The organism is Pseudomonas sp. FP597, assembly GCF_030687435.1.
In the GTDB taxonomy this organism is placed as follows: Bacteria; Pseudomonadota; Gammaproteobacteria; order Pseudomonadales; family Pseudomonadaceae; genus Aquipseudomonas; species Aquipseudomonas lactucae.
This window is the reverse complement of the sequence record NZ_CP117432.1, coordinates 2,174,712-2,200,188: the sequence shown is the minus strand read 5'-3', so window position 1 is coordinate 2,200,188 and position 25,477 is coordinate 2,174,712. Positions and strand designations below refer to the sequence as shown.

Annotated in this window: 19 protein-coding genes, 2 tRNA genes and 3 rRNA genes; 10 read left to right on the top strand and 14 right to left on the bottom strand. The window is 57.8% G+C overall.

Features of this window, described 5'->3' with window-relative positions:
- Window positions 1-112: 112 nt before the first annotated feature.
- Window positions 113-1,573 (top strand): mannose-1-phosphate guanylyltransferase/mannose-6-phosphate isomerase, encoded by a 1,461-nt coding sequence (locus PSH66_RS10320; RefSeq protein ID WP_305428975.1) that lies wholly within the window; start codon window positions 113-115, stop codon window positions 1,571-1,573.
- A 99-nt stretch (window positions 1,574-1,672) separates the two neighbouring features.
- Here the strand turns inward: PSH66_RS10320 and PSH66_RS10315 are convergent, their stop codons facing one another.
- The 4 genes from PSH66_RS10315 to PSH66_RS10300 all read right to left on the bottom strand — a co-directional run bounded on the left by PSH66_RS10315 (window position 1,673) and on the right by PSH66_RS10300 (window position 6,068).
- Window positions 1,673-2,254, bottom strand: a complete 582-nt coding sequence (locus tag PSH66_RS10315; protein WP_042944439.1) for a DUF4174 domain-containing protein — start codon at window positions 2,252-2,254, stop codon at window positions 1,673-1,675.
- Between the two features lie 164 nt (window positions 2,255-2,418).
- Complete coding sequence (locus PSH66_RS10310) at window positions 2,419-3,051, bottom strand: glutathione S-transferase N-terminal domain-containing protein (RefSeq protein WP_003172997.1); 633 nt, start codon at window positions 3,049-3,051, stop codon at window positions 2,419-2,421.
- Window positions 3,052-3,122: 71 nt separating this feature from the next.
- A complete protein-coding gene (locus tag PSH66_RS10305) occupies window positions 3,123-5,480 on the bottom strand; it encodes a DNA polymerase II (protein WP_141064965.1) in 2,358 nt (785 codons plus the stop codon).
- An 87-nt stretch (window positions 5,481-5,567) separates the two neighbouring features.
- Window positions 5,568-6,068: an SRPBCC family protein gene (locus PSH66_RS10300; protein WP_078823929.1), complete on the bottom strand. Its 501-nt coding sequence runs from the start codon at window positions 6,066-6,068 to the stop codon at window positions 5,568-5,570.
- A 97-nt stretch (window positions 6,069-6,165) separates the two neighbouring features.
- On the opposite strand from PSH66_RS10300, the gene PSH66_RS10295 reads away from it, so the two are divergent.
- Entirely contained in the window at window positions 6,166-6,567 is a 402-nt protein-coding gene (locus tag PSH66_RS10295; RefSeq protein ID WP_141064964.1) for a GFA family protein, read from the top strand.
- Between the two features lies 1 nt (window position 6,568).
- Here the strand turns inward: PSH66_RS10295 and mrdA are convergent, their stop codons facing one another.
- From mrdA to PSH66_RS10265, 6 genes are all read right to left on the bottom strand, one after another.
- On the bottom strand, window positions 6,569-8,461 hold the full coding sequence (gene mrdA / locus PSH66_RS10290; RefSeq protein WP_003172993.1) for a penicillin-binding protein 2: 1,893 nt from the start codon (window positions 8,459-8,461) through the stop codon (window positions 6,569-6,571).
- Window positions 8,462-8,693: 232 nt separating this feature from the next.
- Window positions 8,694-8,809: ribosomal RNA gene (gene rrf / locus PSH66_RS10285) — 5S ribosomal RNA — on the bottom strand.
- Window positions 8,810-8,966: 157 nt separating this feature from the next.
- Window positions 8,967-11,857, bottom strand: a 23S ribosomal RNA gene (locus PSH66_RS10280).
- Between the two features lie 234 nt (window positions 11,858-12,091).
- A tRNA-Ala gene (locus tag PSH66_RS10275) sits at window positions 12,092-12,167 on the bottom strand.
- Window positions 12,168-12,197: 30 nt separating this feature from the next.
- Window positions 12,198-12,274, bottom strand: a tRNA-Ile gene (locus PSH66_RS10270).
- A 163-nt stretch (window positions 12,275-12,437) separates the two neighbouring features.
- Window positions 12,438-13,974, bottom strand: a 16S ribosomal RNA gene (locus tag PSH66_RS10265).
- The 16S, 23S and 5S rRNA genes sit together here with 2 tRNA genes alongside, the layout of an rRNA operon.
- A gap of 627 nt (window positions 13,975-14,601) precedes the next feature.
- Here PSH66_RS10265 and rhtA point away from each other — a divergent pair.
- Window positions 14,602-15,489 (top strand): threonine/homoserine exporter RhtA, encoded by an 888-nt coding sequence (gene rhtA / locus PSH66_RS10260; protein WP_003172991.1) that lies wholly within the window; start codon window positions 14,602-14,604, stop codon window positions 15,487-15,489.
- A gap of 168 nt (window positions 15,490-15,657) precedes the next feature.
- Window positions 15,658-15,939, top strand: a complete 282-nt coding sequence (locus PSH66_RS10255; RefSeq protein WP_042944436.1) for a hypothetical protein — start codon at window positions 15,658-15,660, stop codon at window positions 15,937-15,939.
- 99 nt (window positions 15,940-16,038) lie between these two features.
- On the opposite strand, the gene PSH66_RS10250 is transcribed toward PSH66_RS10255, so the two are convergent.
- From PSH66_RS10250 to PSH66_RS10240, 3 genes are all read right to left on the bottom strand, one after another.
- On the bottom strand, window positions 16,039-17,847 hold the full coding sequence (locus PSH66_RS10250; RefSeq protein ID WP_003172989.1) for an aminopeptidase P family protein: 1,809 nt from the start codon (window positions 17,845-17,847) through the stop codon (window positions 16,039-16,041).
- Between the two features lie 39 nt (window positions 17,848-17,886).
- The gene (locus PSH66_RS10245) at window positions 17,887-19,047 is read right to left on the bottom strand and encodes a cysteine desulfurase family protein (protein ID WP_305428972.1); all 1,161 of its coding nucleotides are present in this window, start codon (window positions 19,045-19,047) and stop codon (window positions 17,887-17,889) included.
- 234 nt (window positions 19,048-19,281) lie between these two features.
- Entirely contained in the window at window positions 19,282-19,551 is a 270-nt protein-coding gene (locus PSH66_RS10240; protein ID WP_003172987.1) for a hypothetical protein, read from the bottom strand.
- A gap of 398 nt (window positions 19,552-19,949) precedes the next feature.
- On the opposite strand from PSH66_RS10240, the gene msuE reads away from it, so the two are divergent.
- From msuE to PSH66_RS10220, 4 genes are all read left to right on the top strand, one after another.
- The gene (gene msuE / locus PSH66_RS10235; protein WP_003172986.1) at window positions 19,950-20,513 is read left to right on the top strand and encodes an FMN reductase; all 564 of its coding nucleotides are present in this window, start codon (window positions 19,950-19,952) and stop codon (window positions 20,511-20,513) included.
- A 9-nt stretch (window positions 20,514-20,522) separates the two neighbouring features.
- Window positions 20,523-21,665, top strand: a complete 1,143-nt coding sequence (gene ssuD, locus PSH66_RS10230) for an FMNH2-dependent alkanesulfonate monooxygenase (protein WP_141063615.1) — start codon at window positions 20,523-20,525, stop codon at window positions 21,663-21,665.
- A gap of 76 nt (window positions 21,666-21,741) precedes the next feature.
- The gene (locus PSH66_RS10225) at window positions 21,742-22,893 is read left to right on the top strand and encodes an acyl-CoA dehydrogenase family protein (RefSeq protein ID WP_181408598.1); all 1,152 of its coding nucleotides are present in this window, start codon (window positions 21,742-21,744) and stop codon (window positions 22,891-22,893) included.
- A gap of 12 nt (window positions 22,894-22,905) precedes the next feature.
- The gene (locus PSH66_RS10220) at window positions 22,906-24,009 is read left to right on the top strand and encodes a sigma-54-dependent Fis family transcriptional regulator (protein ID WP_003172983.1); all 1,104 of its coding nucleotides are present in this window, start codon (window positions 22,906-22,908) and stop codon (window positions 24,007-24,009) included.
- On the opposite strand, the gene PSH66_RS10215 is transcribed toward PSH66_RS10220, so the two are convergent.
- On the bottom strand, window positions 23,998-24,363 hold the full coding sequence (locus PSH66_RS10215; protein WP_003172982.1) for an antibiotic biosynthesis monooxygenase: 366 nt from the start codon (window positions 24,361-24,363) through the stop codon (window positions 23,998-24,000). The two genes, PSH66_RS10220 and PSH66_RS10215, sit on opposite strands and share 12 nt — an antisense overlap.
- A 98-nt stretch (window positions 24,364-24,461) precedes the next feature.
- Between PSH66_RS10215 and soxR the strand changes: the two genes are divergently transcribed.
- Window positions 24,462-24,902, top strand: coding sequence for a redox-sensitive transcriptional activator SoxR (soxR, locus tag PSH66_RS10210; RefSeq protein WP_305428971.1), 441 nt, complete (start codon window positions 24,462-24,464; stop codon window positions 24,900-24,902).
- A gap of 88 nt (window positions 24,903-24,990) precedes the next feature.
- A complete protein-coding gene (locus PSH66_RS10205) occupies window positions 24,991-25,449 on the top strand; it encodes a VOC family protein (RefSeq protein WP_003172980.1) in 459 nt (152 codons plus the stop codon).
- The last annotated feature ends 28 nt before the right edge of the window (window positions 25,450-25,477 follow it).

The following is a 25,477-nucleotide window of genomic DNA, read 5'->3' as shown; positions in this document are numbered from 1 at the left end:
CTTCAGAACGTGTCGAATACGACGTGGCGTGCATCTCCCAATGGTCGGTGTGGGGCGACTTGCACCGTCTACATGACGGTGGCTGCCGTCCTTTCCACCAAGGAAATCATTGATGACGCCTCTCAACGGATTAATTCCCTGCATCATTTCCGGTGGTTCGGGCACGCGGCTGTGGCCGGTGTCGCGGCAGGACATGCCCAAACCCTTCATGCGCATGCGTGACGGCCAGAGCCTGTTGCAAAAAACCTTCCAGCGCGCCGCCAAATTGCCTGGGGTGGACAGCGTGCTCACGGTGACCAACCGCGACCTGCTGTTTCGCACCCTCGACGACTACCGCAGCGTGAACAACACCCACCTGCCCCTGGACCTTCTGCTGGAGCCGTTTGGTCGCAACACCGCGGCAGCCATCGCCGTGGCGGCCCTGCATGTGCAGGAACACGTCGGCGGCGACACGCAGTTGCTGGTGATGCCCGCCGACCACTTGATCCTCAATGAGGTGGCGTTTGCCGAGGCTGTGGCACAGGCCCGCGACCTCGCCGAGGCCGGTTACCTGGTGACCTTCGGCATCCGACCCGACTACCCCGAAATCGGCTTTGGCTATATCGAACAAGGCGAAAAACTGAGCCACGGCAACCGGGTCAAACGCTTCGTCGAGAAACCCGACCTGGCCACCGCCCAAGGCTACCTTGATGGCGGTAAACACCTGTGGAACGCGGGGATGTTCTGCTTCAAGGCCAGCACCCTGCTGAACGAACTGGCCGCCCATGCACCCGATGTGCTCCAAGCCAGCCGCGCTTCGCTTGCGCACGGCCATAGCCTGCAAAACCAAACGTTGCGCCAGCGTGAACTGGACGCGGACGCCTTCGCCGGCGCGCCGGATATTTCCATCGATGTGGCGCTGATGGAGCAGTCCAGCCAAGTGGCCGTGGTGCCCTGCGACATCGGCTGGAGCGATATAGGCTCATGGGAAGCCCTGCGCCGACTCGCGCCCAGCGATGCCCAAGGCAACCAGGTCAACGGCGAAGCGATTCTGCATGACGTGCACGATTGCTACATCGACTCGCCCGAGCGGGTAGTCGGCGCGGTGGGCCTGCGCGACCTGATCATCGTCGACACGCCCGACGCGCTGCTGATCGCCGATGCCCACCGCAGCCAGGATGTGCGCTATATCGTCGCCGAGCTCAAGCGTCAGCACCATCCGGCATACAGCCTGCATCGCACCGTCACGCGGCCGTGGGGTAGCTATACCGTGCTGGAGGAAGGCAGCTGTTTCAAGATCAAGCGCATCGTGGTCAAGCCCCAGGCGTCGTTGTCGCTGCAGATGCATCGCCACCGCAGCGAACACTGGGTAGTGGTCAGCGGCGCGGCGCAGATCACCAACGGCGAGCGTGAATTGTTGATCAACGCCAACGAGTCCACCTACATCCCGGCCGGGCACAAACACCGGCTGACCAACCCCGGCATCATCGACCTGGTGATAATTGAGGTGCAGAGCGGTGAGTACCTGGGCGAAGACGACATCGTGCGATTCGATGATCTGTACGATCGCGCACCCGCCGAGGTAACAGAATGACAGGCGCACTGGACTGCGCCCCCTGTGCTGACATTACCCTGACTCGACAAACGTCGACGGCCCGTTACTCGCCGAAAAAAGTCGCGCGATCATGCGTCGTCAGTCGTCCAGTGGTTGCGGTGCCGGTTTACTGCCTGGCTTGGCCGGCTTGACGGGTTTCGTACCCTTGGCCGGAGCAGGCTCGACGGGCGCGGGTTCCGCAGCGGCAGCGGCTTCTTTTTCAGCCATCGGCATCTGATCGATGGCGTTGAAGAACTCCTTCAGGTCGAGACTGTCAGGTGGCACGGTCTTCTCGAGTTTCTTCTCGCCATCCTTGCCCACCAGAATCACCTTGGTACCGCTGCCGACGCCAAGTTTGAGGGCGCGGATCAGCGCGTTGGTTTCCGGTGGCGAGAGCTTTTTGTTGTCTTTGGGATCCTTTGCGAACTTCTCCCCCTCCGCTCCGATGCTGCCGAACTTCACGGTGTAGAGCACCATGCTGCGCTCTTCGAAGGGCTGCTTGGTTGCAGGCTCGTCCAGCTGTTTCTTCAGCGTCGACAACGTGGGGTTACCGGCGTCAAGCTCTACCACTATCAGGGGCCGGGCCTTGCCCAGGTCCTGCTTGAGCGGATTATCATCAGCAGCCAACAGCGGCCCCGTAAAAGCCATCAAGGTAGCCAGGGTCAGCGACCGGATGAGCATGCGCACCTCCTTTGAATTCCATGCAGGGTTCTTGAGTTTCATGTCTGCGACACTCAAATTCAAGGATGATTCCTACACCACTTCAAGAAAGCGTAGGTCACGACGCCCGCTAAGCAAGGGGGTTGAAGCGACGAGGTTCATTGTTTCATCTGATTGCACAAACATTACGAGACATTCCACTGCGGCCAATGACGGGCAAACACAGGCGCCACGATGGGGTCTGCATCCACCTGCGCCAGTGTTTGCGCAAAGCCTGGCGCCAGAGCGCTCAATGCCTCCCGTGCTTCATCCCAGCGTGACACCGCTGCCGCCATGATGCCCAGGGCATTCGGCTGGCCACTCGAGGCAAACAATTGCCCGGCGAACTGATCGGCGAAAATCACCCAGGCTTGATGAAGGTAACGACGCGTGCCTGTGACCAACTGCGCCTGCAGCGTTTCGTTGCCACTGTCGAGCCAACGCTGCGGGTAGTCGATGATGCCGATCGCCGAGTAGCAATTGGCGGCGATGTACACCAACCCACGCAGGATCTGCGCGCGGTTGCCGTTCAATAGATCCGAAGAAGGAAACTCCAGGCCCAGGTGGATCAGGATCGCCGCGCTTTCTGTCAGCACCTGACCATCAGGGGTGACCAGCGTAGGGATCTGTTTGAGCGGATTGATCCGCGCCAGGGCATCACTGCCCTCGCCGTCCTGCCAGGAACTGGCGTCCACCCGGTGCCATGGCACGGCGCAACGCTGCAGGGCGATTTCGATCATGCACGAGCCGGATTCGTCGGTGCCGTAGAGTGTGTACATGGCGTGTTCCTCCCAGGTAATCGTCATCGGATGACAACAATGCATTGCCGGGGCTCAACGAGGCAAGCGTTCTAGAACAAGCCCATTTGACCGCCGACCAACGTGCCAAAATCGTCATTCACAAACGGCAGGATCGCGTCGGCCACCGGCTGCAATTGACGGGTGACATAGTGGTCGTAGTCGATCGGCGACTGGCGCAGCTCCAACGGTTCGGGACCGTTGACGCTGATCACGTAACGGATCCAGCCGCCGCGCTGATACTGGCGCGGGCGGCCCAGGTGGTCGTTGTATTCATCGGCCACGCGCGCGGCGCGTACGTGAGGCGGCACGTTGCGCTCATAGTCATCCAGCTGGCGGCGCAGACGCTTGCGGTAGATCAGCAGCTCATCGAATTCGCCGCTCAGGGTTCGCCGTACGTAGTCGCGGATATAGTCCTGATGAGGCTGGCGGTGGAAGACGCGCTGGTAGAGTTCCTGCTGGAACCGACGAGCCAGGGGCGACCAGTCGCTGCGCACGGTTTCCAGGCCTTTGTAGACCATGTCTTCGCTGCCGTCGGCACGGGTGACCAGGCCGGCGTAGCGTTTTTTGCTGCCCTCTTGCGCGCCGCGAATAGTGGGCATGAGAAAGCGCGTGAAGTGGGTTTCGTATTGCAGTTCCAAGGCACTTTGCAGGCCGAACGCGCTGCGCAGATGCTCGCGCCACCACTCATTGACGTGCAGCACCAATGCCTGGCCGATGCGGCTGGCGTCCTCCTGGGAATGGGCGCTGCCGAGCCAGACGAAGGTGGAGTCGGTGTCGCCGTAGATCACTTCATAGCCCTGGGCTTCAACCAGTTCGCGGGTCTGGCGCATGATCTGGTGGCCGCGCATCGTGATCGACGACGCCAACCGCGTATCGAAGAAGCGGCAGCCGCTGGAGCCGAGTACACCGTAAAAGGCATTCATGATGATTTTTAGCGCCTGAGACAACGGCGCGTTGTGCTCGCGCTTGGCCACTTCGCGGCCTTCGGAGACGCGCGCGACAATGGACGGCAGGCAGTGGCGCGTGCGGGAAAAGCGCGCGCCACGAAAACCTTCCACCGACTCACTGTCATCCGGGTGCTTGAGCCCCTCGATCAGGCCGACGGGGTCGATCAGGAAACTGCGGATGATCGACGGGTAGAGACTTTTGTAGTCGAGTACCAGCACCGATTCGTAAAGGCCGGGGCGTGAATCCATGACAAAACCGCCGGGGCTGGCTTGGGGCGGCTTGTCCCCCAGGTTGGGGGCGACGAAGCCCTGGCGGTGCATCAGCGGCATATACAGATGAGTAAACGCAGCGACGGAGCCACCGTTACGGTCCACCGGCAGTCCGGTGACGCTGGCGCGTTCGAGCAGGAACTTGAGCAAGTCGGTCTTTTCGAAGATCCGCGTGACGAGTTCACAGTCCTTAAGGTTGTAGCGCGCCAGGGCGGGCTTGTCCTCGGCGAACATGCGGTTGATTTCGTCCATGCGCTGGTACGGCGTGGAGATGTCCTTACCTTCGCCCAGCAAGGTTTGCGCGACGTTTTCCAGACTGAAGGATTCAAAGCTCCAAGTGGCTGAACGCAGCGCCTCGATACCGTCGATGATCAAACGCCCGGCTGCTGCCGCAAAGTAATGGTTGCGACTGCCGTGTTCGCGCCAGGCCATGGGCTCGTCGCCGCGGCCGAGCATCAGCGGGACGTTGAGACGCTGGGCGTGCTCGTGGAGCACGCGCAGGTCGAACTGCACCACGTTCCAACCGATAATGGCGTCGGGATCGTGGGTGACGAGCCATGCGTTGAGGCGTTCGAGCAGTTGGGCGCGGGTGTCGCAGTAGTCGAGCTTGAAATCCACCGCGTCGGTTTTGTTCGGCGGGCCGAGCATGTACACCTGGCGTTCGCCGCAGCCTTCCAGAGCGATAGAGTACAGATCGCCCTGGGCGGTGGTTTCAATGTCCAGAGACACCAGTTTGAGCGGTGGACGGTAGTCGGGCGCGGGTTTCATCTGGGCGTCGCACAGGGTGCCCGTGGCGTCGAGCGTGCCGCCGAACCACACCGGGGCGGTGATGAAGCGCTCCATCATGTAGCGCTCCGGCGGGCGTACATCGGCTTCGTAAACGTCGACCCCGGCCGCGCGCAGGCGTTTCTCCACGTCCATCAACTGGCGGTGTTGGCGGGTATAGAGTCCAAGCACCGGACGGTGATGGAAATCGCATAATTGCAGCGGGCGCAACTCGATATCGCGCTCACCCTTGAGCAGCCAATCGAGCGGCTTGCGATGGGCCTCGGGAATAAACATCACCGAGGTCTGCACCGGTAGGCGGACGTAGCGCGGCCCTTGGTCGGTGGCCAGCCAGAAACTGACCTCGGTACCCGCCGACGTGTCGCGCCAATGCCGGGTCAGGACAAAACCCTGCTGTAAATCCACCGTACCGCACCTCAGGAATCGCTTTCAGGCGATGATTCTACGCGGTGCGGGACGCGGGGCGGAAAGGAATGGTTCTGTGATTGAGCGTTATAAGTCACTGGGCTGATGATGAGGCCCAGGTTTTGAGTGCGAATCAGCCAGGTAGGTTTCAATGTTGCCCATTTGTTCATCCCAACCACGGGAGTTCATATTGAAAGCCTTTTTACGCCGTGCCTCGGGCACCTCATCAAAACCAGACTCAACGACCCGTAGCAAAATGCCAGGGGCACGATCTTCAATGATGAACTCAACCAGAGTCGGCTTTTCCTTGTCATAGTCGATGTTCTCTTTTACTGCGAAGGGGTGCCACCGGAAAGAAAACAGTGTTTGCGGCAGGATGCGTTCGATCCTTGCCTTCCAGACCACATGTTCGTAGCCCGGATAAGTAATCTGCGCTTCAATGGTTTCGCCGGCGCGGAAGGTTTTGCCCTTGAGGGCAATACCAAACCATGCGCCGAATTGCTCGGCGTCCGTCAGCGCTTCCCAGACCTGTTTACGTGTTGCGTTGAGCAGAAGAACCTTTCGCTCTATGCGATCTGATACGTGCATAAGTCACCTCCTTCATTGACAGTAGGCGACATCAAACAATGCGCAACCCGAGGTTGTAAGCAATGATGATAATCCGCCCCTTACCCGGCCATAGGTTATGACTGAACCACTCAATGGAAGTTGCTTCTGCAAAAGTGTGCGCTACCAGATAGACAGCCTGGACATGCCCATCAGCCACTGCCATTGCAACAGTTGTCGCAAAGTGCATGCAGCGCCATTTGTCGCTACCGCTGGGGTGATGCGCGTGCATTTCCGCTGGACGCAAGGTGCGCAGCTGCTGTCGTCCTTCGAATCGTCGCCCGGGAAATCCCGATATTTCTGTTCGCGCTGCGGCTCACATCTGATAGCTGAGCGTGGGCATCAGCCCCATGTGATTGTGCGGGTGGCGACGCTGGATGAAGATCCAGGCGTTAGGCCGACCTCGCATATCTGGACCGTTCATGATGTGCCCTGGCTTGCCTATGAAGACGCAGAGCATTGGGATGAATGGGAAGTGTGACTCAGACGTGCGGATCACCCGGTGCTTTCGCAGGCGTCGCGTACTGCGGTTTCAGATGACCCTCCTGGTCGAGCAACCAGGCGTCCATAATCTGCCGCACCACTGGCCCGGCAACGCGTCCACCGGCCTCGCCGTTTTCGATCATCACCGAAATTACGATTTTCGGATGTTCAGCGGGGGCAAAGCCGACGAACAAGGCGTTATCCCGATGGCGCTCCAATGTCTTCTCACGGTTGTAGCGTTCGCCCTGCTTGATCGCGACGACTTGCGCGGTACCGCTCTTGCCAGCAATACGGTACTGGGCACCTTGTGCTGCCGCCCGGGCGATACCGCGTGGGTCGTGCATCACCAATTGCATGCCGTGGTTGACCTGCTCCCAGTCACGCGGGTCCTTGAGGACCACATTGGGCATGGGGTTTTCGTCTACGGGCGGTACACCGTTGATAGTCTTGGCCAGATGAGGACGGTTCCACACACCCTTGTTGGCGATCAAAGCGGTGGCCTGAGCCAGTTGCAGCGGCGTGACCTGCATGTAACCCTGACCGATGCCGAGGATCACGGTTTCACCCGGAAACCACGGCTGGCGACGCGTGGCACGTTTCCAGGCCTGGGAAGGCATCAGGCCGGCTGACTCCTCGAACATATCCAGAGAGACTTTCTGACCCAGGCCAAATTCAGCCAGGTAGTCGTGCAGCCGGTCTATGCCCAGCTTGTGGGCCAAGTCGTAAAAATAGGTGTCGTTGGAACGCATGATGGCGGCGTCCATGTCCACCCAGCCATCGCCGCTGTGGTTCCAGTTGCGGTATTTGTGATCAAAGTCGGGCAGTTGATAGTAACCGGGGTCGAATACACGGGTTTGGGCGGTAACGACACCACTGTCCAGACCGGCGATGGCCACCTCGGGCTTGATGGTCGAACCCGGCGCGTAGAGGCCTCTAAGGACCCGGTTAAACAGCGGCCGGTCGATGGAATCGTGCAGCGCGGCGTATTCCTTGAAGCTGATCCCCGTGACAAACAGGTTCGGGTCGAAACTCGGCTTGCTGACCATCGCCAGTACTTCACCGGTCTGCGGATCAAGGGCAACCACCGAACCACGACGATCACCCAGGGCCTCTTCCGCGGCTTCCTGAAGTTTGACGTCGAGGCTCAGGACGATATTTTTACCGGGAATGGGGTCGGTGTGTTTGAGCACACGCAGTACGCGGCCTTGGGCGTTGGTTTCGACTTCTTCATAGCCCACGTGACCGTGCAGCTCAGCTTCATAGAAGCGTTCGATGCCGGTCTTGCCGATCGACTGCGTGCCGCGATACTCCACCGAGTCGAGGTCCTTGGACTCTTTCTCGTTGATCCGTCCTACATAGCCGATGGAGTGCGCAAAGTGCGCGCCCAGCGGGTAGTGACGAACAAACTGAGGTTCAACGTCTACCCCTGGCAGGCGGAACTCGTTTACCGCCAACACCGCGATCTGCTCTTCGCTCAGCTCATAGAACAATGTCACGGGAACAAACGGGTGACGGGCCTGTTTCAGGGCCTTATCGAACACTGCGCGGTCTTCAGCAGGCAGGTGCAGCAGATTAACGATAGCGTCGAGTTCCCCCTTGAGATCGGTGGTGCGCTCGCGAGTGATGGTCAGGTTATAGCTGGGGCGGTTGTCGGCCAGCAGCACCCCGTTTCGATCATAGATCAACCCGCGAGTCGGCGTGATCGGCAGCACGTGGACACGGTTGTTTTCAGAGATCGTGGAGTGATAGTCGAATTGCACCACCTGCAGGAAATACATCCGCCCCACCAGGGCACACGTGATGCTTATTACCAAAATGGCACAGGCAAGCAAGCGCTTGTTGACTAGACGGTTTTCTTTCTCGTGGTCTTTGATCGGTATCGGTTCAGGCATTTCTACAGCATCTCGTTGAGGAAGGTCGACGCCGCGTCCTGCGGATGAAAGATCATTCCTTGCGAAAATGTGCTGCACCATACCAAAAATGCGGAAACACTTTGCATGGATTTCTCCAACGGCAGTCTGGAGAGTGATTTTTTCATTTAGGAGAGTGATGGCCTTGGGGCTACTTTCCGAGCGCCCAAAACAAAACCCCACCTGCTTTCGCAAATGGGGTTTCGGAATTTAATCTTGACGATGACCTACTCTCACATGGGGAAACCCCACACTACCATCGGCGATGCATCGTTTCACTTCTGAGTTCGGGATGGGATCAGGTGGTTCCAATGCTCTATGGTCGTCAAGAAATTCGGGTACTGAGTCGTGACCTGATGGTCTCGCTTCAGCAAATTGGGTATGTGACAGCTGTCGGTGTTTTGTGAGCGTCGAACTTTCGGTTCATCTCGTCTTCACACACCGCAATCTGGTGCCTTCTCAGGTCAGCAAATTGCTTGGGTGTTATATGGTCAAGCCTCACGGGCAATTAGTATTGGTTAGCTCAACGCCTCACAGCGCTTACACACCCAACCTATCAACGTCGTAGTCTTCGACGGCCCTTCAGGGGACTCAAGGTCCCAGTGAGATCTCATCTTGAGGCTAGTTTCCCGCTTAGATGCTTTCAGCGGTTATCTATTCCGAACATAGCTACCCGGCAATGCCACTGGCGTGACAACCGGAACACCAGAGGTTCGTCCACTCCGGTCCTCTCGTACTAGGAGCAGCCCCTCTCAAATCTCAAACGTCCACGGCAGATAGGGACCGAACTGTCTCACGACGTTCTAAACCCAGCTCGCGTACCACTTTAAATGGCGAACAGCCATACCCTTGGGACCGGCTTCAGCCCCAGGATGTGATGAGCCGACATCGAGGTGCCAAACACCGCCGTCGATATGAACTCTTGGGCGGTATCAGCCTGTTATCCCCGGAGTACCTTTTATCCGTTGAGCGATGGCCCTTCCATACAGAACCACCGGATCACTAAGACCTACTTTCGTACCTGCTCGACGTGTCTGTCTCGCAGTCAAGCGCGCTTTTGCCTTTATACTCTACGACCGATTTCCGACCGGTCTGAGCGCACCTTCGTACTCCTCCGTTACTCTTTAGGAGGAGACCGCCCCAGTCAAACTACCCACCATACACTGTCCTCGATCCGGATAACGGACCTGAGTTAGAACCTCAAAGTTGCCAGGGTGGTATTTCAAGGTTGGCTCCACGCGAACTGGCGTCCACGCTTCAAAGCCTCCCACCTATCCTACACAAGCAAATTCAAAGTCCAGTGCAAAGCTATAGTAAAGGTTCACGGGGTCTTTCCGTCTAGCCGCGGATACACTGCATCTTCACAGCGATTTCAATTTCACTGAGTCTCGGGTGGAGACAGCGCCGCCATCGTTACGCCATTCGTGCAGGTCGGAACTTACCCGACAAGGAATTTCGCTACCTTAGGACCGTTATAGTTACGGCCGCCGTTTACCGGGGCTTCGATCAAGAGCTTCGCGTTAGCTAACCCCATCAATTAACCTTCCGGCACCGGGCAGGCGTCACACCCTATACGTCCACTTTCGTGTTTGCAGAGTGCTGTGTTTTTAATAAACAGTCGCAGCGGCCTGGTATCTTCGACCGGCATGGGCTTACGGAGCAAGTCCTTCACCCTCACCGGCGCACCTTCTCCCGAAGTTACGGTGCCATTTTGCCTAGTTCCTTCACCCGAGTTCTCTCAAGCGCCTTGGTATTCTCTACCCAACCACCTGTGTCGGTTTGGGGTACGGTTCCTGGTTACCTGAAGCTTAGAAGCTTTTCTTGGAAGCATGGCATCAACCACTTCGTCGTCTAAAAGACGACTCGTCATCAGCTCTCGGCCTTAAGATCCCGGATTTACCTAAGATCTCAGCCTACCACCTTAAACTTGGACAACCAACGCCAAGCTGGCCTAGCCTTCTCCGTCCCTCCATCGCAATAACCAGAAGTACAGGAATATTAACCTGTTTTCCATCGACTACGCTTTTCAGCCTCGCCTTAGGGACCGACTAACCCTGCGTCGATTAACGTTGCGCAGGAAACCTTGGTCTTTCGGCGTGGGTGTTTTTCACACCCATTGTCGTTACTCATGTCAGCATTCGCACTTCTGATACCTCCAGCAAGCTTCTCAACTCACCTTCACAGGCTTACAGAACGCTCCTCTACCGCATCACTTACGTGATACCCGTAGCTTCGGTGTATGGTTTGAGCCCCGTTACATCTTCCGCGCAGGCCGACTCGACTAGTGAGCTATTACGCTTTCTTTAAAGGGTGGCTGCTTCTAAGCCAACCTCCTAGCTGTCTAAGCCTTCCCACATCGTTTCCCACTTAACCATAACTTTGGGACCTTAGCTGACGGTCTGGGTTGTTTCCCTTTTCACGACGGACGTTAGCACCCGCCGTGTGTCTCCCATGCTCGGCACTTGTAGGTATTCGGAGTTTGCATCGGTTTGGTAAGTCGGGATGACCCCCTAGCCGAAACAGTGCTCTACCCCCTACAGTGATACATGAGGCGCTACCTAAATAGCTTTCGAGGAGAACCAGCTATCTCCGAGCTTGATTAGCCTTTCACTCCGATCCACAGGTCATCCGCTAACTTTTCAACGGTAGTCGGTTCGGTCCTCCAGTTAGTGTTACCCAACCTTCAACCTGCCCATGGATAGATCGCCCGGTTTCGGGTCTATTCCCAGCGACTAGACGCCCTATTAAGACTCGCTTTCGCTACGCCCCCCTATTCGGTTAAGCTCGCCACTGAAAATAAGTCGCTGACCCATTATACAAAAGGTACGCAGTCACCCAACAAAGTGGGCTCCCACTGCTTGTACGCATACGGTTTCAGGATCTATTTCACTCCCCTCTCCGGGGTTCTTTTCGCCTTTCCCTCACGGTACTAGTTCACTATCGGTCAGTCAGTAGTATTTAGCCTTGGAGGATGGTCCCCCCATATTCAGACAAAGTTTCTCGTGCTCCGTCCTACTCGATTTCATGACTAAGAGATTTTCGCGTACAGGGCTATCACCCACTATGGCCGCACTTTCCAGAGCGTTCCGCTAATCTCAAAGCCACTTAAGGGCTAGTCCCCGTTCGCTCGCCACTACTAAGGGAATCTCGGTTGATTTCTTTTCCTCAGGGTACTTAGATGTTTCAGTTCCCCTGGTTCGCCTCTTGCACCTATGTATTCAGTACAAGATAACCATCTTATGATGGCTGGGTTCCCCCATTCAGACATCTCCGGATCAAAGTCTGTTTGCCGACTCCCCGAAGCTTTTCGCAGGCTACCACGTCTTTCATCGCCTCTGACTGCCAAGGCATCCACCGTATGCGCTTCTTCACTTGACCATATAACCCCAAGCAATCTGGTTATACTGTGAAGACAACATTCGCCGAAAATTCGAATTTCTCGTTAAGAGAACTCACAAATTTTACCTTAGCCTGATCCATTACCAGTGAAAGTAACGGTCAGTCTATCTTTCTATCACATACCCAAATTTTTAAAGAACGATCTAATCAAAGACTAGAAATCAACATATCATCACAATAATTCATTTCTAAACTTTCAACAAAAGACAGTAGTGGTGGAGCCAAACGGGATCGAACCGTTGACCTCCTGCGTGCAAGGCAGGCGCTCTCCCAGCTGAGCTATGGCCCCGTATTTCTACAGGCGTTTCCCACACAAAATTGGTGGGTCTGGGCAGATTCGAACTGCCGACCTCACCCTTATCAGGGGTGCGCTCTAACCAACTGAGCTACAGACCCAATTTCGAGCTGCTAAGGCCGACCTCACCCTGCTCTTTACCACAGAGCATGGGGTGCGCTCCAACCAACTAAGCTACAACCCTATTTAGGCTGCTTCTTATCGTCTTCTTCAATGAATCAAGCAATTCGTGTGGGAACTTATGGAGCAGCTGATGTCGTCGATTAAGGAGGTGATCCAGCCGCAGGTTCCCCTACGGCTACCTTGTTACGACTTCACCCCAGTCATGAATCACACCGTGGTAACCGTCCTCCCGAAGGTTAGACTAGCTACTTCTGGTGCAACCCACTCCCATGGTGTGACGGGCGGTGTGTACAAGGCCCGGGAACGTATTCACCGCGACATTCTGATTCGCGATTACTAGCGATTCCGACTTCACGCAGTCGAGTTGCAGACTGCGATCCGGACTACGATCGGTTTTGTGGGATTAGCTCCACCTCGCGGCTTGGCAACCCTCTGTACCGACCATTGTAGCACGTGTGTAGCCCAGGCCGTAAGGGCCATGATGACTTGACGTCATCCCCACCTTCCTCCGGTTTGTCACCGGCAGTCTCCTTAGAGTGCCCACCATAACGTGCTGGTAACTAAGGACAAGGGTTGCGCTCGTTACGGGACTTAACCCAACATCTCACGACACGAGCTGACGACAGCCATGCAGCACCTGTCTCAATGTTCCCGAAGGCACCAATCTATCTCTAGAAAGTTCATTGGATGTCAAGGCCTGGTAAGGTTCTTCGCGTTGCTTCGAATTAAACCACATGCTCCACCGCTTGTGCGGGCCCCCGTCAATTCATTTGAGTTTTAACCTTGCGGCCGTACTCCCCAGGCGGTCAACTTAATGCGTTAGCTGCGCCACTAAGAGCTCAAGGCTCCCAACGGCTAGTTGACATCGTTTACGGCGTGGACTACCAGGGTATCTAATCCTGTTTGCTCCCCACGCTTTCGCACCTCAGTGTCAGTGTTGGTCCAGGTGGTCGCCTTCGCCACTGGTGTTCCTTCCTATATCTACGCATTTCACCGCTACACAGGAAATTCCACCACCCTCTACCACACTCTAGTCAGTCAGTTTTGAATGCAGTTCCCAGGTTGAGCCCGGGGATTTCACATCCAACTTAACAAACCACCTACGCGCGCTTTACGCCCAGTAATTCCGATTAACGCTTGCACCCTCTGTATTACCGCGGCTGCTGGCACAGAGTTAGCCGGTGCTTATTCTGTCGGTAACGTCAAAATTGCAGAGTATTAATCTACAACCCTTCCTCCCAACTTAAAGTGCTTTACAATCCGAAGACCTTCTTCACACACGCGGCATGGCTGGATCAGGCTTTCGCCCATTGTCCAATATTCCCCACTGCTGCCTCCCGTAGGAGTCTGGACCGTGTCTCAGTTCCAGTGTGACTGATCATCCTCTCAGACCAGTTACGGATCGTCGCCTTGGTGAGCCATTACCTCACCAACTAGCTAATCCGACCTAGGCTCATCTGATAGCGCAAGGCCCGAAGGTCCCCTGCTTTCTCCCGTAGGACGTATGCGGTATTAGCGTCCGTTTCCGAACGTTATCCCCCACTACCAGGCAGATTCCTAGGCTTTACTCACCCGTCCGCCGCTCTCAAGAGAAGCAAGCTTCTCTCTACCGCTCGACTTGCATGTGTTAGGCCTGCCGCCAGCGTTCAATCTGAGCCATGATCAAACTCTTCAGTTCAAACATCTTTGGGTTTTTAAGAAACCCTAAACTTGGCTCAGCAATCGTTGGTTACATCTTTGATTTCTCGCGGAGCAACTTGTGATGCTGATAATCTTGTTGACTATCAGTCTGACCCCACAAGCACCCACACGAATTGCTTGATTCAGTTGTTAAAGAGCGGTTGGTTAAGAGCTTTCGTCTCAACCGAGGCGCGCATTCTACATCAGCCTCATTTGCTGTCAAGCGGTTATTTTCAGAAGCTTTCGAAGATTTCTTCAACAACTTCAACCACTTGCGCTTCCGATCTCTCGTCAGCGGGAGGCGAATTCTACAGCGTTACACGCTGCTGTCAACACCTCTTTTTCAACTTCCTTTTGGCTTCGATGAACTGAAGCGACTTGCTGTCGAAAACTACTTAACTCATTGTTTACCAAGGAGTTTTCCGTTTCGACTGCGCCGGAAGTGGGGCGAATTATAGGCTCCCTGAATCTGTGGTCAAGCATTAAATTAGTTTTCTATCAAACATCCTAAGTACGTCCTATAAAGACACTTAGCCCAGCTAACTGAGCAATATATTGCTCAACCCACCACAGTTAAGCATCATAGCGCCCTCTGCCTCTCAAATATGACTTCGGACGCTCCCCCATGACCACCTCCCCCCGCAGCCTGGCCTCGGTACTGTTCCCAGTTGGCCTACTGTTGATCGCCATGGCTTCCATTCAATCAGGCGCCTCGCTGGCCAAGAGCATGTTCCCTGTCGTCGGCGCACAAGGCACGACGACTCTGCGCCTGATCTTTGCCAGCGTGATCATGCTGCTCATATTAAGACCGTGGCGTGCCAAGCTGACGACCAAGTCCCTGCGCACCGTCGTCGTCTATGGAATGGCATTGGGCGGCATGAACTTCCTCTTCTATATGTCATTGCGCAGCGTCCCCCTGGGCATCGCCGTCGCCCTCGAATTTACTGGCCCCCTCGCCGTAGCCATCTACGCGTCACGCAAAGCAGTGGACTTCCTCTGGATTGCTCTTGCGATCATCGGTCTGCTCCTGCTGATCCCCATGGGCGAAGCCAGCAGCGGCATCGACTTGACCGGCGCGGCTTATGCGCTGGGTGCCGGCGTCTGCTGGGCACTCTATATCCTGTTTGGGCAGAAGGCAGGCAACGACAACGGCGTTCAAACCGCAGCCCTTGGTGTGATGATCGCCGCTCTGTTTGTCGCGCCTATCGGCATCGTTCATGCTGGCAGCGCATTGCTCATGCCTGCGCTGATTCCAGTCGCCATCGGCGTCGCCATTCTGTCCACGGCGCTGCCCTATACCCTGGAGATGGTTGCACTGACTCGCCTCCCAGCGCGCACCTTCGGCACACTCATGAGCATCGAACCTGCATTCGGTGCGCTGTCCGGTCTGTTTTTCCTGCAGGAGTACCTGTCCCTGGCGCAATGGCTGGCCATCACCTGCATTATTCTGGCCTCGGTCGGCGCGACGTTGACCATGCGCAACGAATCAAAGCCTCTGGTTCCCGCCGATTGACTGTTCTTTGAAGGTTGCTCTGGTATTTGCCGTGCATTTAGGCCATGTTTAAGAAGCTGCAAACGAATGTCATTTCATGGAGATTTTCGACAAGGACAGCACGAACGCTACGCTCGAGAGCGAGTAGAGCCAGCTTCAAGCATTGCGAAGCGGCTATTAAGGATAGGAATGAAGCGAATTTTGATACTGCTGATGATCGTGGCCATTGCTGGCTGTGCCGCGACCACACGGACAGAAATAAAACGCGGTAAAAAAGGGCTGCACATCAACTGTTCCGGCCTGTCGTCTTCCTGGGACCAGTGCTATACCAGTGCGACCAACGCGTGCGGCACCAAGGGCTACCGGGTTATCGCCAAGTCCGGTGACAATTCCGAGGAACCAGGGGATTACCCCTTCGGCCTCAACCCCGCCGGCTATACCAGCCGCAGCATGATCGTCATTTGCAAGTAAGCGACCGAGCAGTCCGTGTGCGACTGCTCAACCGCCTTTACCAGAGATATTCACGGCAGCCCCAACACGCCACCGGCAGGTAGCGCGCAGGGGGCTATATCAAATTGCCGCAGTACGCACCTGCAGCCACTCCAGCGCAGCGCCACTGAGCAACGGGCTCAGACGTTCGCGCACCTCAGCGTGATACGCATTGAACCACTGGCGCTCTTGCGCCGTGAGCAGCGACGTCTCCAGGCATCGAGTGTCGATCGGGCACATTGTCAGGGTTTCAAACGCGAGGAATTCGCCAAACTCGGTTTTGCCCGCTTCGCGGTTCAACACCAGGTTCTCGATACGCACGCCCCAACGTCCCGGGCGATAAGTACCCGGCTCGATCGATGTGATCATCCCCGGCTGCATGGCGGTTTGCGGCGCAGGAGCAGCCTGGTAGGCGATCACTTGCGGGCCTTCATGCACATTCAGAAAATAGCCTACGCCGTGGCCCGTACCGTGGCCGTAGTCCACGCCTTCGGCCCAGATCGGCGCACGCGCGATCGAATCCAACAGCGGCGACAGAATCCCTTTCGGGAAATGCGCGCGAGACAAGGCAATAACCCCCTTGAGCACACGCGTGCAGTCGCGTTTCTGTTCCTCGCTCGGCGTGCCGACAGGCACCATCCGCGTGATATCCGTAGTGCCGCCAAGGTACTGGCCCCCCGAGTCGATCAACAGCAAACCATCGCCTTCGATCACGGCATGCTCTTCTTCGGTCGCATGGTAATGCGGCATCGCACCGTTGGCGTTGAACGCGGCAATAGTGTTGAAACTCAGCGACACATAACCCGGGCGACGCATGCGTGCAGCGGTCAGGTGTTCGTCGATGGTCAGTTCGGTAATACGCTCACGACCCAAGGCACTGTCCAGCCAGGCAAAAAACTCGCACAACGCCGCACCGTCCTGATCCATGGCCTGACGAATATGTTCGGCATCCGCCAGGCTCTTGCGCGATTTGGCGAGAGTGGTCGGGTTCAGGCCTTCCACCAGCTTGACGCCGGCATCGAGGTGTTCCAGCAGGCCGGCAGTCACGCGGGCCGGGTCAACCTGCAGGCTGGCTCCCGATGGCACCGCGCGCAGAGCATCGGCCACTTCGCTGTAGTCGCGCACTGTCACACCGTCGCGCTCAAGGACAACGCGCAGCTCGGCGTCAACTTTGCTCAACGCCACGAACAAGGTGGCCTGCTGTTGATTGATGAGTGCAAAGGACACAAACACCGGATTGAACGACACATCGCCGCCACGCAGGTTGAACAGCCAGGCGATGTCATCCAGGGTAGCGATGAAGTGCCAGTCGGCCCCCTTCTCTTTCAAACTGGCGCGCAGTGCGGCGAGTTTTTCGCCACGGCTGACAGTGGCCTGCGGCGGCAAGTGTTGATAGAGCGGTTGGTTCGGCAGGCTCGGACGGTCCTTCCAGACCTCATTGAGCAAATCGATATCGGTACGCAACCGCGCACCGCGCTCCGCCAGTTTGCTGCCCAGGGTACGCGCCGAAGCAACCGCCATCACAGCGCCATCCACCGCCACCACAGCACCCTCCGGCGTCTGTTCGGCCAGCCATTCCAACGGTCCTGGCTGGCCCGGCTGCAGCTTCACCAATTCGATGCCACTGCCCTTGAGCTCTTTGGTTGCCTGCTCCCAATAACGACTATCGGCCCACACCCCGGCGAAATCCGCGGTGACAATCAGCGTTCCGACAGAACCATGGAACCCCGACAACCATTGACGCCCCTGCCAATAACCCGGCAAGTATTCGGACAAGTGCGGATCGGCCGACGGCACCAGCAAGGCATGGATGCCCTCGCGGCTCATCAGTTCGCGGGTCTGCGCCAGGCGCTGGGGAACCGTTCCATGGGTCAAAGGCTGCGTACTCATTGTGTCTCCTGCTAACCACTCATAATTGTTATGTGAAAATCAAACGGCCCAGAACGCCGGTGCACTGGCGAGCGCGGCCTTGATCAATTGCACGGCCTGATCGATGTCCTGCTCAGTGGTAAACCGACCCAGGCTCAAGCGGATGGTACGGCTTGCACTGCGCGCATCATGGCCCAGGGCCATAAGCACGTGGGACGGTGCATTGCTGGCGGAGCTGCACGCCGAAGTGGCAGAAAAAGCGATGCCGGCGCTCAGTGCACTGGCGTTGAATTCACCTTCACTGAACGTCAGGCTGAGGGTATGGGGAATACGCTGCGTAAGGCTGCCATTGAGGCGCACGCCACCGACCGTATCCAATTGGTCCAGCAGACGCTGGCGCAAGGCGATAATCCTGGCTTTTTCTTCAGCAAAAGACGCAGCGGCCAAGGCGAACGCCGTGCCCATGCCCGCGATCTGGTGGGTCGCCAGGGTACCGGAGCGCAGGCCACCCTCGTGGCCCCCGCCATGAATCTGCGCCAGGACCTTCTGTTGCGCCCGAGGCCCCACGTACAACGCGCCAATACCCTTGGGGCCGTAGAGTTTGTGCGCGGAAAACGACATCAGGTCCACCGGCCACTGCGTCAGGTCGATGGCCACCTTGCCCGCCCCCTGCGCTGCGTCCACATGTAATAACGCGCCATGTTCACGCACGCACGCGCCGATGGCGGGGATGTCATTCAGGGTGCCCAGTTCGTTATTGACCAGCATCAGCGACACCAGAAAGGTGTCGTCGCGCAACGCTTCACTCACCGCGTCGGCACTGATCAACCCGTCGGCGTCCGGGACCAGGTAAGTCACCGCCACGCCCGCTTCCTGCAATTGCCGTGCGGTATCCAGCGTGGCCTTGTGTTCGATCTGGCTGGTGATGATATGCCCACCCGCCACGCCGCGTGCCTGGGTCACGCCTTTGATCGCGAGGTTGTTCGATTCGGTGGCGCCGGAAGTCCAGACGATCTGCTCCGGCTGGGCACCGACCAATTCGGCCACCTGGTGACGCGCCTGTTCAACCGTTTGCCGGGCCGCCTGGCCGAACGCATGGGAACTGGACGCAGGGTTACCGAAATTGGCGTTGAAGCCCAGGCACTCGACCATCACCTGGATGACTCGTTCATCCACCGGGGTAGTGGCTGCATAGTCGAAATACAACGGACGTTTAGTCATGACAGTTAAGACTCGCAGAGCTGGTTCCCGAGAGCAGTGTCTCAGGAGGCATCGACCGGAACAGAGGTCGTCAGGTTTACCGCATCGAATGCCATTAAAGAAGGACCACTTTATGTAAATGTGCGTAGGAACGCTCCTGAAACTCAGCTTAACAGGCTGAAGTCACGCCATGGAAAACAAAAAGCCCGAGGTTCCTCAGGGGAAACCTCGGGCTTTTTGCCGCACAGCGACTGCTCAACTGGGACGACCATGCAGAACCACGCTGCGCTCGGCGTTCATTTCGCCCTGACGATCAAAACCGAAGGGTTTCTGCGGCTGCCCGGTCAGTGCGGCGCGCTGGCGTTGATACTCATCAAACGACAAGCCGCGACGGCTAAGGGCTTCGAGGGCCAGTTGGCGTGATTCTTCGGCGGTGTAGGGACGCAGCTCAGGCGAAGGATGCGTCGCACAACCGGCGAGGACAGCGGTAACAAACAATAAGGAAACAGCGAGAAATCGGTTCATGGCGGTAGCCCTGCAAAGGAGGTTTCGAGTCAATGAACACAGGCTACTCCCGGCCTTACCCAGTGAAAAATCACCTCCCGTGATAGTCGCTATCAACCGCCAAGGCACCTTGGATAGCGCCAACTTAATATTTCATTAAGTTCTATAAATATGGAAATTTGTTCGTTTACGGAATAAACACAACCCTCTATAACTGGCTCCAATTCGGCCCTCAACTGTTCGCCACGCAACTGTTGTCCACGCAACAGCCATTCAACAAATCGGCGGGCAGACAACAGCGGCATTGGTCAGCAGCGGGGCCGCAGCCCACGGCGTTCAAGGCTTTCACTGATTGGTACAGCTCTTGCTCAACACCTTGCACAACCCTGCTATGTACCCTGTTGAAAAAGGAATTGTTCATGAGCCGTCCCCTGAATGTCGTCGCCCTCTCCGGCGGAACCTGGCGTCCGTCCCGCACCTTGGTACTGACTCAAGCGTTACTGGCCGAATTGGCCAGGCTGCTGCCGATCCAGGCCACCCTGATTGAACTGGGCGACATTGCCAGGCCACTCGGCGGGGCGCTGTCCCGTGACGAGTTGCCCGACGACGTCGAAGCACAATTGGTGGCTATCGAAAAGGCTGACTTGCTGATCGTCGCCGCACCGGTCTATCGCGGCTCTTACCCCGGACTGCTCAAGCACCTGTTCGACCTGATCGGCCTCAATGCCCTGATCAATACGCCGGTATTGCTTGCCGCCACAGGCGGCAGCGAGCGCCACGCCTTGGTCCTCGATCACCAGCTTCGCCCATTGTTCAGCTTCTTCCAGGCGTTGACCCTGCCGATTGGCGTGTACGCCACCGAGGCCGACTTCACCGACTACCAAATCACCAGCGAGCTGTTAAAGGCCCGAATTCAATTGGCGGCAGAACGTGCAGCACCGTTGTTTGCTGCGCATGCCCCCTCTCTGCTGAAAATCGCTTAAGGAAGGGTCATGGACGTTTTCTGGTTTCTACCGACTCACGGCGACGGTCACTACTTGGGCACGACCCAAGGTGCGCGGCCCGTCACCCTCAACTATCTGAAACAGGTGGCTCAGGCGGCTGACAGCCTGGGTTACCACGGCGTGCTGATTCCTACCGGACGTTCGTGCGAAGACTCCTGGGTCATCGCCTCGGCGCTGGTGCCGCTGACCGAACGCCTGCGCTACCTGGTGGCGATCCGTCCGGGCATTATCTCCCCCACCGTCTCGGCGCGTATGGCCGCGACACTGGATCGCTTATCCAACGGCCGTTTGCTGATCAATGTGGTTACCGGTGGTGACCCCGATGAGAACCGTGGCGATGGCAGCTTTCTTGACCACGCAGAACGTTACGAAGTCTCCGACGAATTCCTCAGAATCTGGCGTCGTGTATTGCAGGGCGAATCGGTGGACTTCGAGGGCAAACACCTGCGCGTGCAGAACGCGAAGGCGCTCTACCCTCCCGTGCAAAAACCGTATCCACCGCTGTACTTCGGCGGCTCGTCCGACGCGGCGCACGACCTCGCCGCCGAACAGGTCGACGTGTACCTGACCTGGGGCGAGCCCCCCGCCGCCGTCGCGGAAAAACTTGCGGATGTGCGCGAGCGCGCAGCTCGCCACGGGCGCACGGTGAAGTTCGGTATCCGCCTGCATGTGATCGTGCGCGAAACCGAAGAAGACGCGTGGAAGGCCGCCGACCGACTGATAGAGCACATCAGCGACGAAACCATCGCCGCTGCGCAAAAATCCTTCTCGCGTTTTGATTCCGAAGGCCAGCGCCGCATGGCGGCCCTGCACGATGGGCGTCGCGACAACCTGGAAATCGCCCCCAACCTGTGGGCCGGTGTAGGCCTGGTGCGCGGCGGTGCCGGCACCGCGCTGGTGGGTAACCCGCAACAAGTGGCCGCACGCATCAAGGAATACGCCGACCTGGGCATCGAGAGCTTCATCTTCTCTGGCTACCCGCATTTGGAAGAGGCCTATCGCTTTGCCGAGTTGGTGTTCCCGCTGCTGCCGGAACCCTATGCCAGTCTCGCCGGGCGTGGCATCACCAACCTTACTGGCCCGTTCGGCGAAATGATTGCCAACGATGTGTTGCCGGCGACAAAGGCCTGAGTTCAGTAAGAACGGCCAAATAGACATTGAGGAACACCGCGTGACAGCCAAACCCCACAGCGCCCTGCCATCACCGATGCAGACCGCCAAACTGCTGGCCGCCAAGTTCGCCCTCAGCGCCGTCGAACGCGATGAGCGCGGCGGCACGCCCAAGGCCGAACGCGACGCTCTGCGCCACAGCGGCCTGCTGGCGCTGAGCATTCCGACCCAATACGGCGGCCTTGGCGCGCGCTGGAGCGACACCTTGGGCATCGTCCGAGAATTGGCCAAGGTCGACAGTTCCATCGCTCATGTCTTCGGTTTCCACCACCTGATGCTCGCCACCGTGCGCCTGTTTTCGCGCCCGGAGCAATGGCAACCCTGGTTCGAGCAGACCGCACGCAAAAACTGGTTCTGGGGCAACGCCCTCAACCCGCTGGACACACGTACCGTGGTCAAGGATTTCGGCGGCTGGCGCGAATTTTCGGGCAAGAAAAGCTTCTGCTCCGGCGCCAGCGACTCGGAAATGCTGATCGCCTCCGCAGTGGATGAAAGCGCCGGCGGCAAGCTGTTGATTGCGGCCATCCCCAGCGGGCGCAGCGGCATCACCTTGCACAACGACTGGAACAACATCGGCCAACGCCAGACCGACAGCGGCAGCGCCAGCTTCGAGCGGGTGCGCGTCGAGGAGTCGGAACTACTGCTCGACCCAGGCCCGCTGAGCACACCCTTCGCCTGCTTGCGTCCGTTGATTGCCCAACTGACCTTCACGCATATGTTTCTTGGCATTGCCGAAGGCGCCTTTGACGAAGCACGCAACTACACCCTCACCGAAACCCGCGCCTGGCACAAATCGTCAGCCGAGGATGTGCGACAAGACCCTTACGTGTTGCACCACTACGGCGAATTCTGGGTGGCACTGGAAGGCCTGCGTCTGCTGGTGGAACGCGCCGCCGAGTTGCTCGACCGCGCCTGGGCAAAAGGCCCCGGCCTCAGTGAAAACGAACGCGGTCAACTGGCGATTGCCATCGCCACCGCCAAGGTCGCGGCCACCCGCCAGGGCCTGGACCTGTGCAGCCGCCTGTTTGAAGTCACCGGCGCGCGTTCCACCCATGCCTCCCTGCGCCTGGACCGCTACTGGCGCAACCTGCGTACACAAACCCTGCACGACCCGGTGGACTACAAACTCCACGAACTGGGGGACTGGGCGTTGAACCAGGTCCTGCCGACTCCGACGTTCTACTCATAAGAAGAGGTGCCCATGCAGCTTTTAACCTTACCGCCCTCGCCCGCCCTTGCGACGTCGATCCGCGCCACGGCCCAGGTCTTCGAGGACCCGAAGTCCCAGGCGCTGCTCGACCATATACAGCAAGTGGCACCCAGCGAAGCCAGCGTGCTGATCATCGGCGAGACCGGCACCGGTAAAGAGTTGGTGGCGCGCCACATTCATAACCTCAGCGCACGGCGTAACCGCCCATTCGTCGCGGTGAACTGCGGCGCCTTTTCTGAATCACTGGTGGAAGCCGAACTGTTCGGTCATGAAAAAGGCGCCTTCACCGGCGCTCTGAGTGCCAAGGCCGGCTGGTTCGAAGAGGCCGACGGCGGCACTTTGTTCCTCGACGAAATCGGCGATTTGCCGATGGCGATCCAGGTCAAATTGCTGCGCGTATTGCAGGAGCGCGAAGTGGTGCGCCTGGGCTCGCGCAAGAGCATTCCTATTGATGTGCGCGTACTGGCCGCAACCAATGTGCAATTGGAAAAAGCCATCAATGCCGGGCATTTCCGCGAAGACCTCTACTACCGCCTCGACGTGGTCAGCCTGGAACTGAGCCCGCTGCGCGATCGGCCCGGCGATATTCTGCCGCTGACCCGCCATTTCATCGAAGCCTACAGCCAGCGCCTGGGTTATGGCCCGATCACCATCAGCCGCGAAGCCGAACACAAGCTCAGAAGCTACAGCTGGCCGGGCAATATCCGCGAACTGGAGAACGTGATTCACCACACCCTGCTGATCTGCCGCAACGGCGTCATCGAACGCGACGACTTGCGCCTGTCGAACATGCGCATCGAGCGCCAGGACGACAGCCAACACAGCATCGACAACAGTGCCGAGGCCTTATTGGAACGTGCCTTCCAGAAGCTCTTCGAAGAACAGGCCGGCGCCCTGCATGAAAAGGTCGAAGACGCCCTGCTGCGCGCCGCCTACCGTTTCAGCCATTACAACCAGGTGCACACCGCCAACCTGCTGGGCCTGAGCCGCAACGTCACACGCACACGCCTGATCAAGATCGGCGAACTGGCGGTGAACAAGCGCCGACCAGGAGAAAACGTGCAGGGTGAGCGCATGCTGCACCTATCCATATAAGCGGCAGTGCAACGCATTGTCATGACTGCGCTCGAAACTGCGCAGTACCTGGAACGAACCAAAGGTCACGGCCGTAGCCTGGTGAGCGCGGATCAGCGTCCAGAAATCTTCGTCACCCTGCTCAAAACGCTTGAACGCCGCCTCGCCATCCGCACGGGACTGCCAGTGCAGGTAGTTGAGAACCCGGCGTCCGTCATCGCTGACCTGCACGCTTGCACTCAAGAAGCCGACATGGCCCTGGGCCAGACGTTCGCTTTGGGTAGACAAGGCCGCTACCAGGGCGACTTGCTGCCGGGGCTCGATATGAAACTCGATCAGTTGAGTGAAGCTGCGATTTTTCTCTGATACCTGCATGAACACTCCCCTTTCTATGTAGGCAGAATCTTGCGATCCAGTGCCACGCAGGGTAAAACCTCTAGTTAAGTCAAGGTCAAGTACTTAATCGGAGTTTTATGGTCACCAAGGAACTCACCGTTGGCCAATTGGCCGCGCGCAGCGGCGTAGCGGTCACGGCCCTGCACTTCTACGAAACCAAGGGCCTGATTACCAGTCATCGCAACGCCGGTAATCAACGGCGCTACCCACGGGATGTATTGCGCCGGGTGGGGGTGATCAAGATCGCCCAACGTCTTGGCATTCCTCTGGCAACGATTGGCGAGGCGTTGCAGACGCTGCCAAATGGCCGCACGCCGACGGCCAAGGACTGGGAGCGTTTATCGGCACTCTGGCGCGAAGATCTGGATGAACGCATCAACAGGCTGTTGCTGCTGCGCGACAAGCTCAACGGCTGCATTGGTTGCGGGTGTCTGTCGCTGGAGGTCTGCCCGCTGCGCAATCAGGACGATCAACTCGGGGAGCGTGGGCCGGGGGCGCAGTTGCTGGAACCCACTTGAGTCTTCTCGTCGGGACCCACGGAGGCCTTGATTGGCGTGGCCTATAGTGAAAAGGCCACCCTTCGCAATCCCAATCAAGGAGAACGAGATGAACGTTAAACCCATCCCCGAGGGCTATCACAGCATTACGCCCTACCTGGGCATCGACAAAGCCTCTGATGCCATCGAATTTTACAAAACCGCCTTTGGCGCCACCCAAGTCATGCGCCTGGATATGCCCGACGGCAAGGTCGGCCACGCCGAACTGCGCATTGGCGGCTCGCCGATCATGCTGGGTTCGCCGTGCAATGAAATGGCCCTGCGCAATCCGGGAGAACACACCAGCGTCGGTTTGCATCTGTATGTGGAAGATGTCGACGCGCAGTTCCAAAAAGCTGTCGCTGCCGGCGCCACCGTGGTGTCCGAACCGAAGGACCAGTTCTATGGCGATCGCTCCGCGAGTGTGAAGGATCCCTACGGCCATCTCTGGTTCCTGGCCACCCACAAGGAAGAACTGACCGAGGAACAGATTCGCGAACGGGCCCAGGCGATGTTTCAGCAAGGCTGACGGTCCAGGCGCAACGACTGCGCGGCGG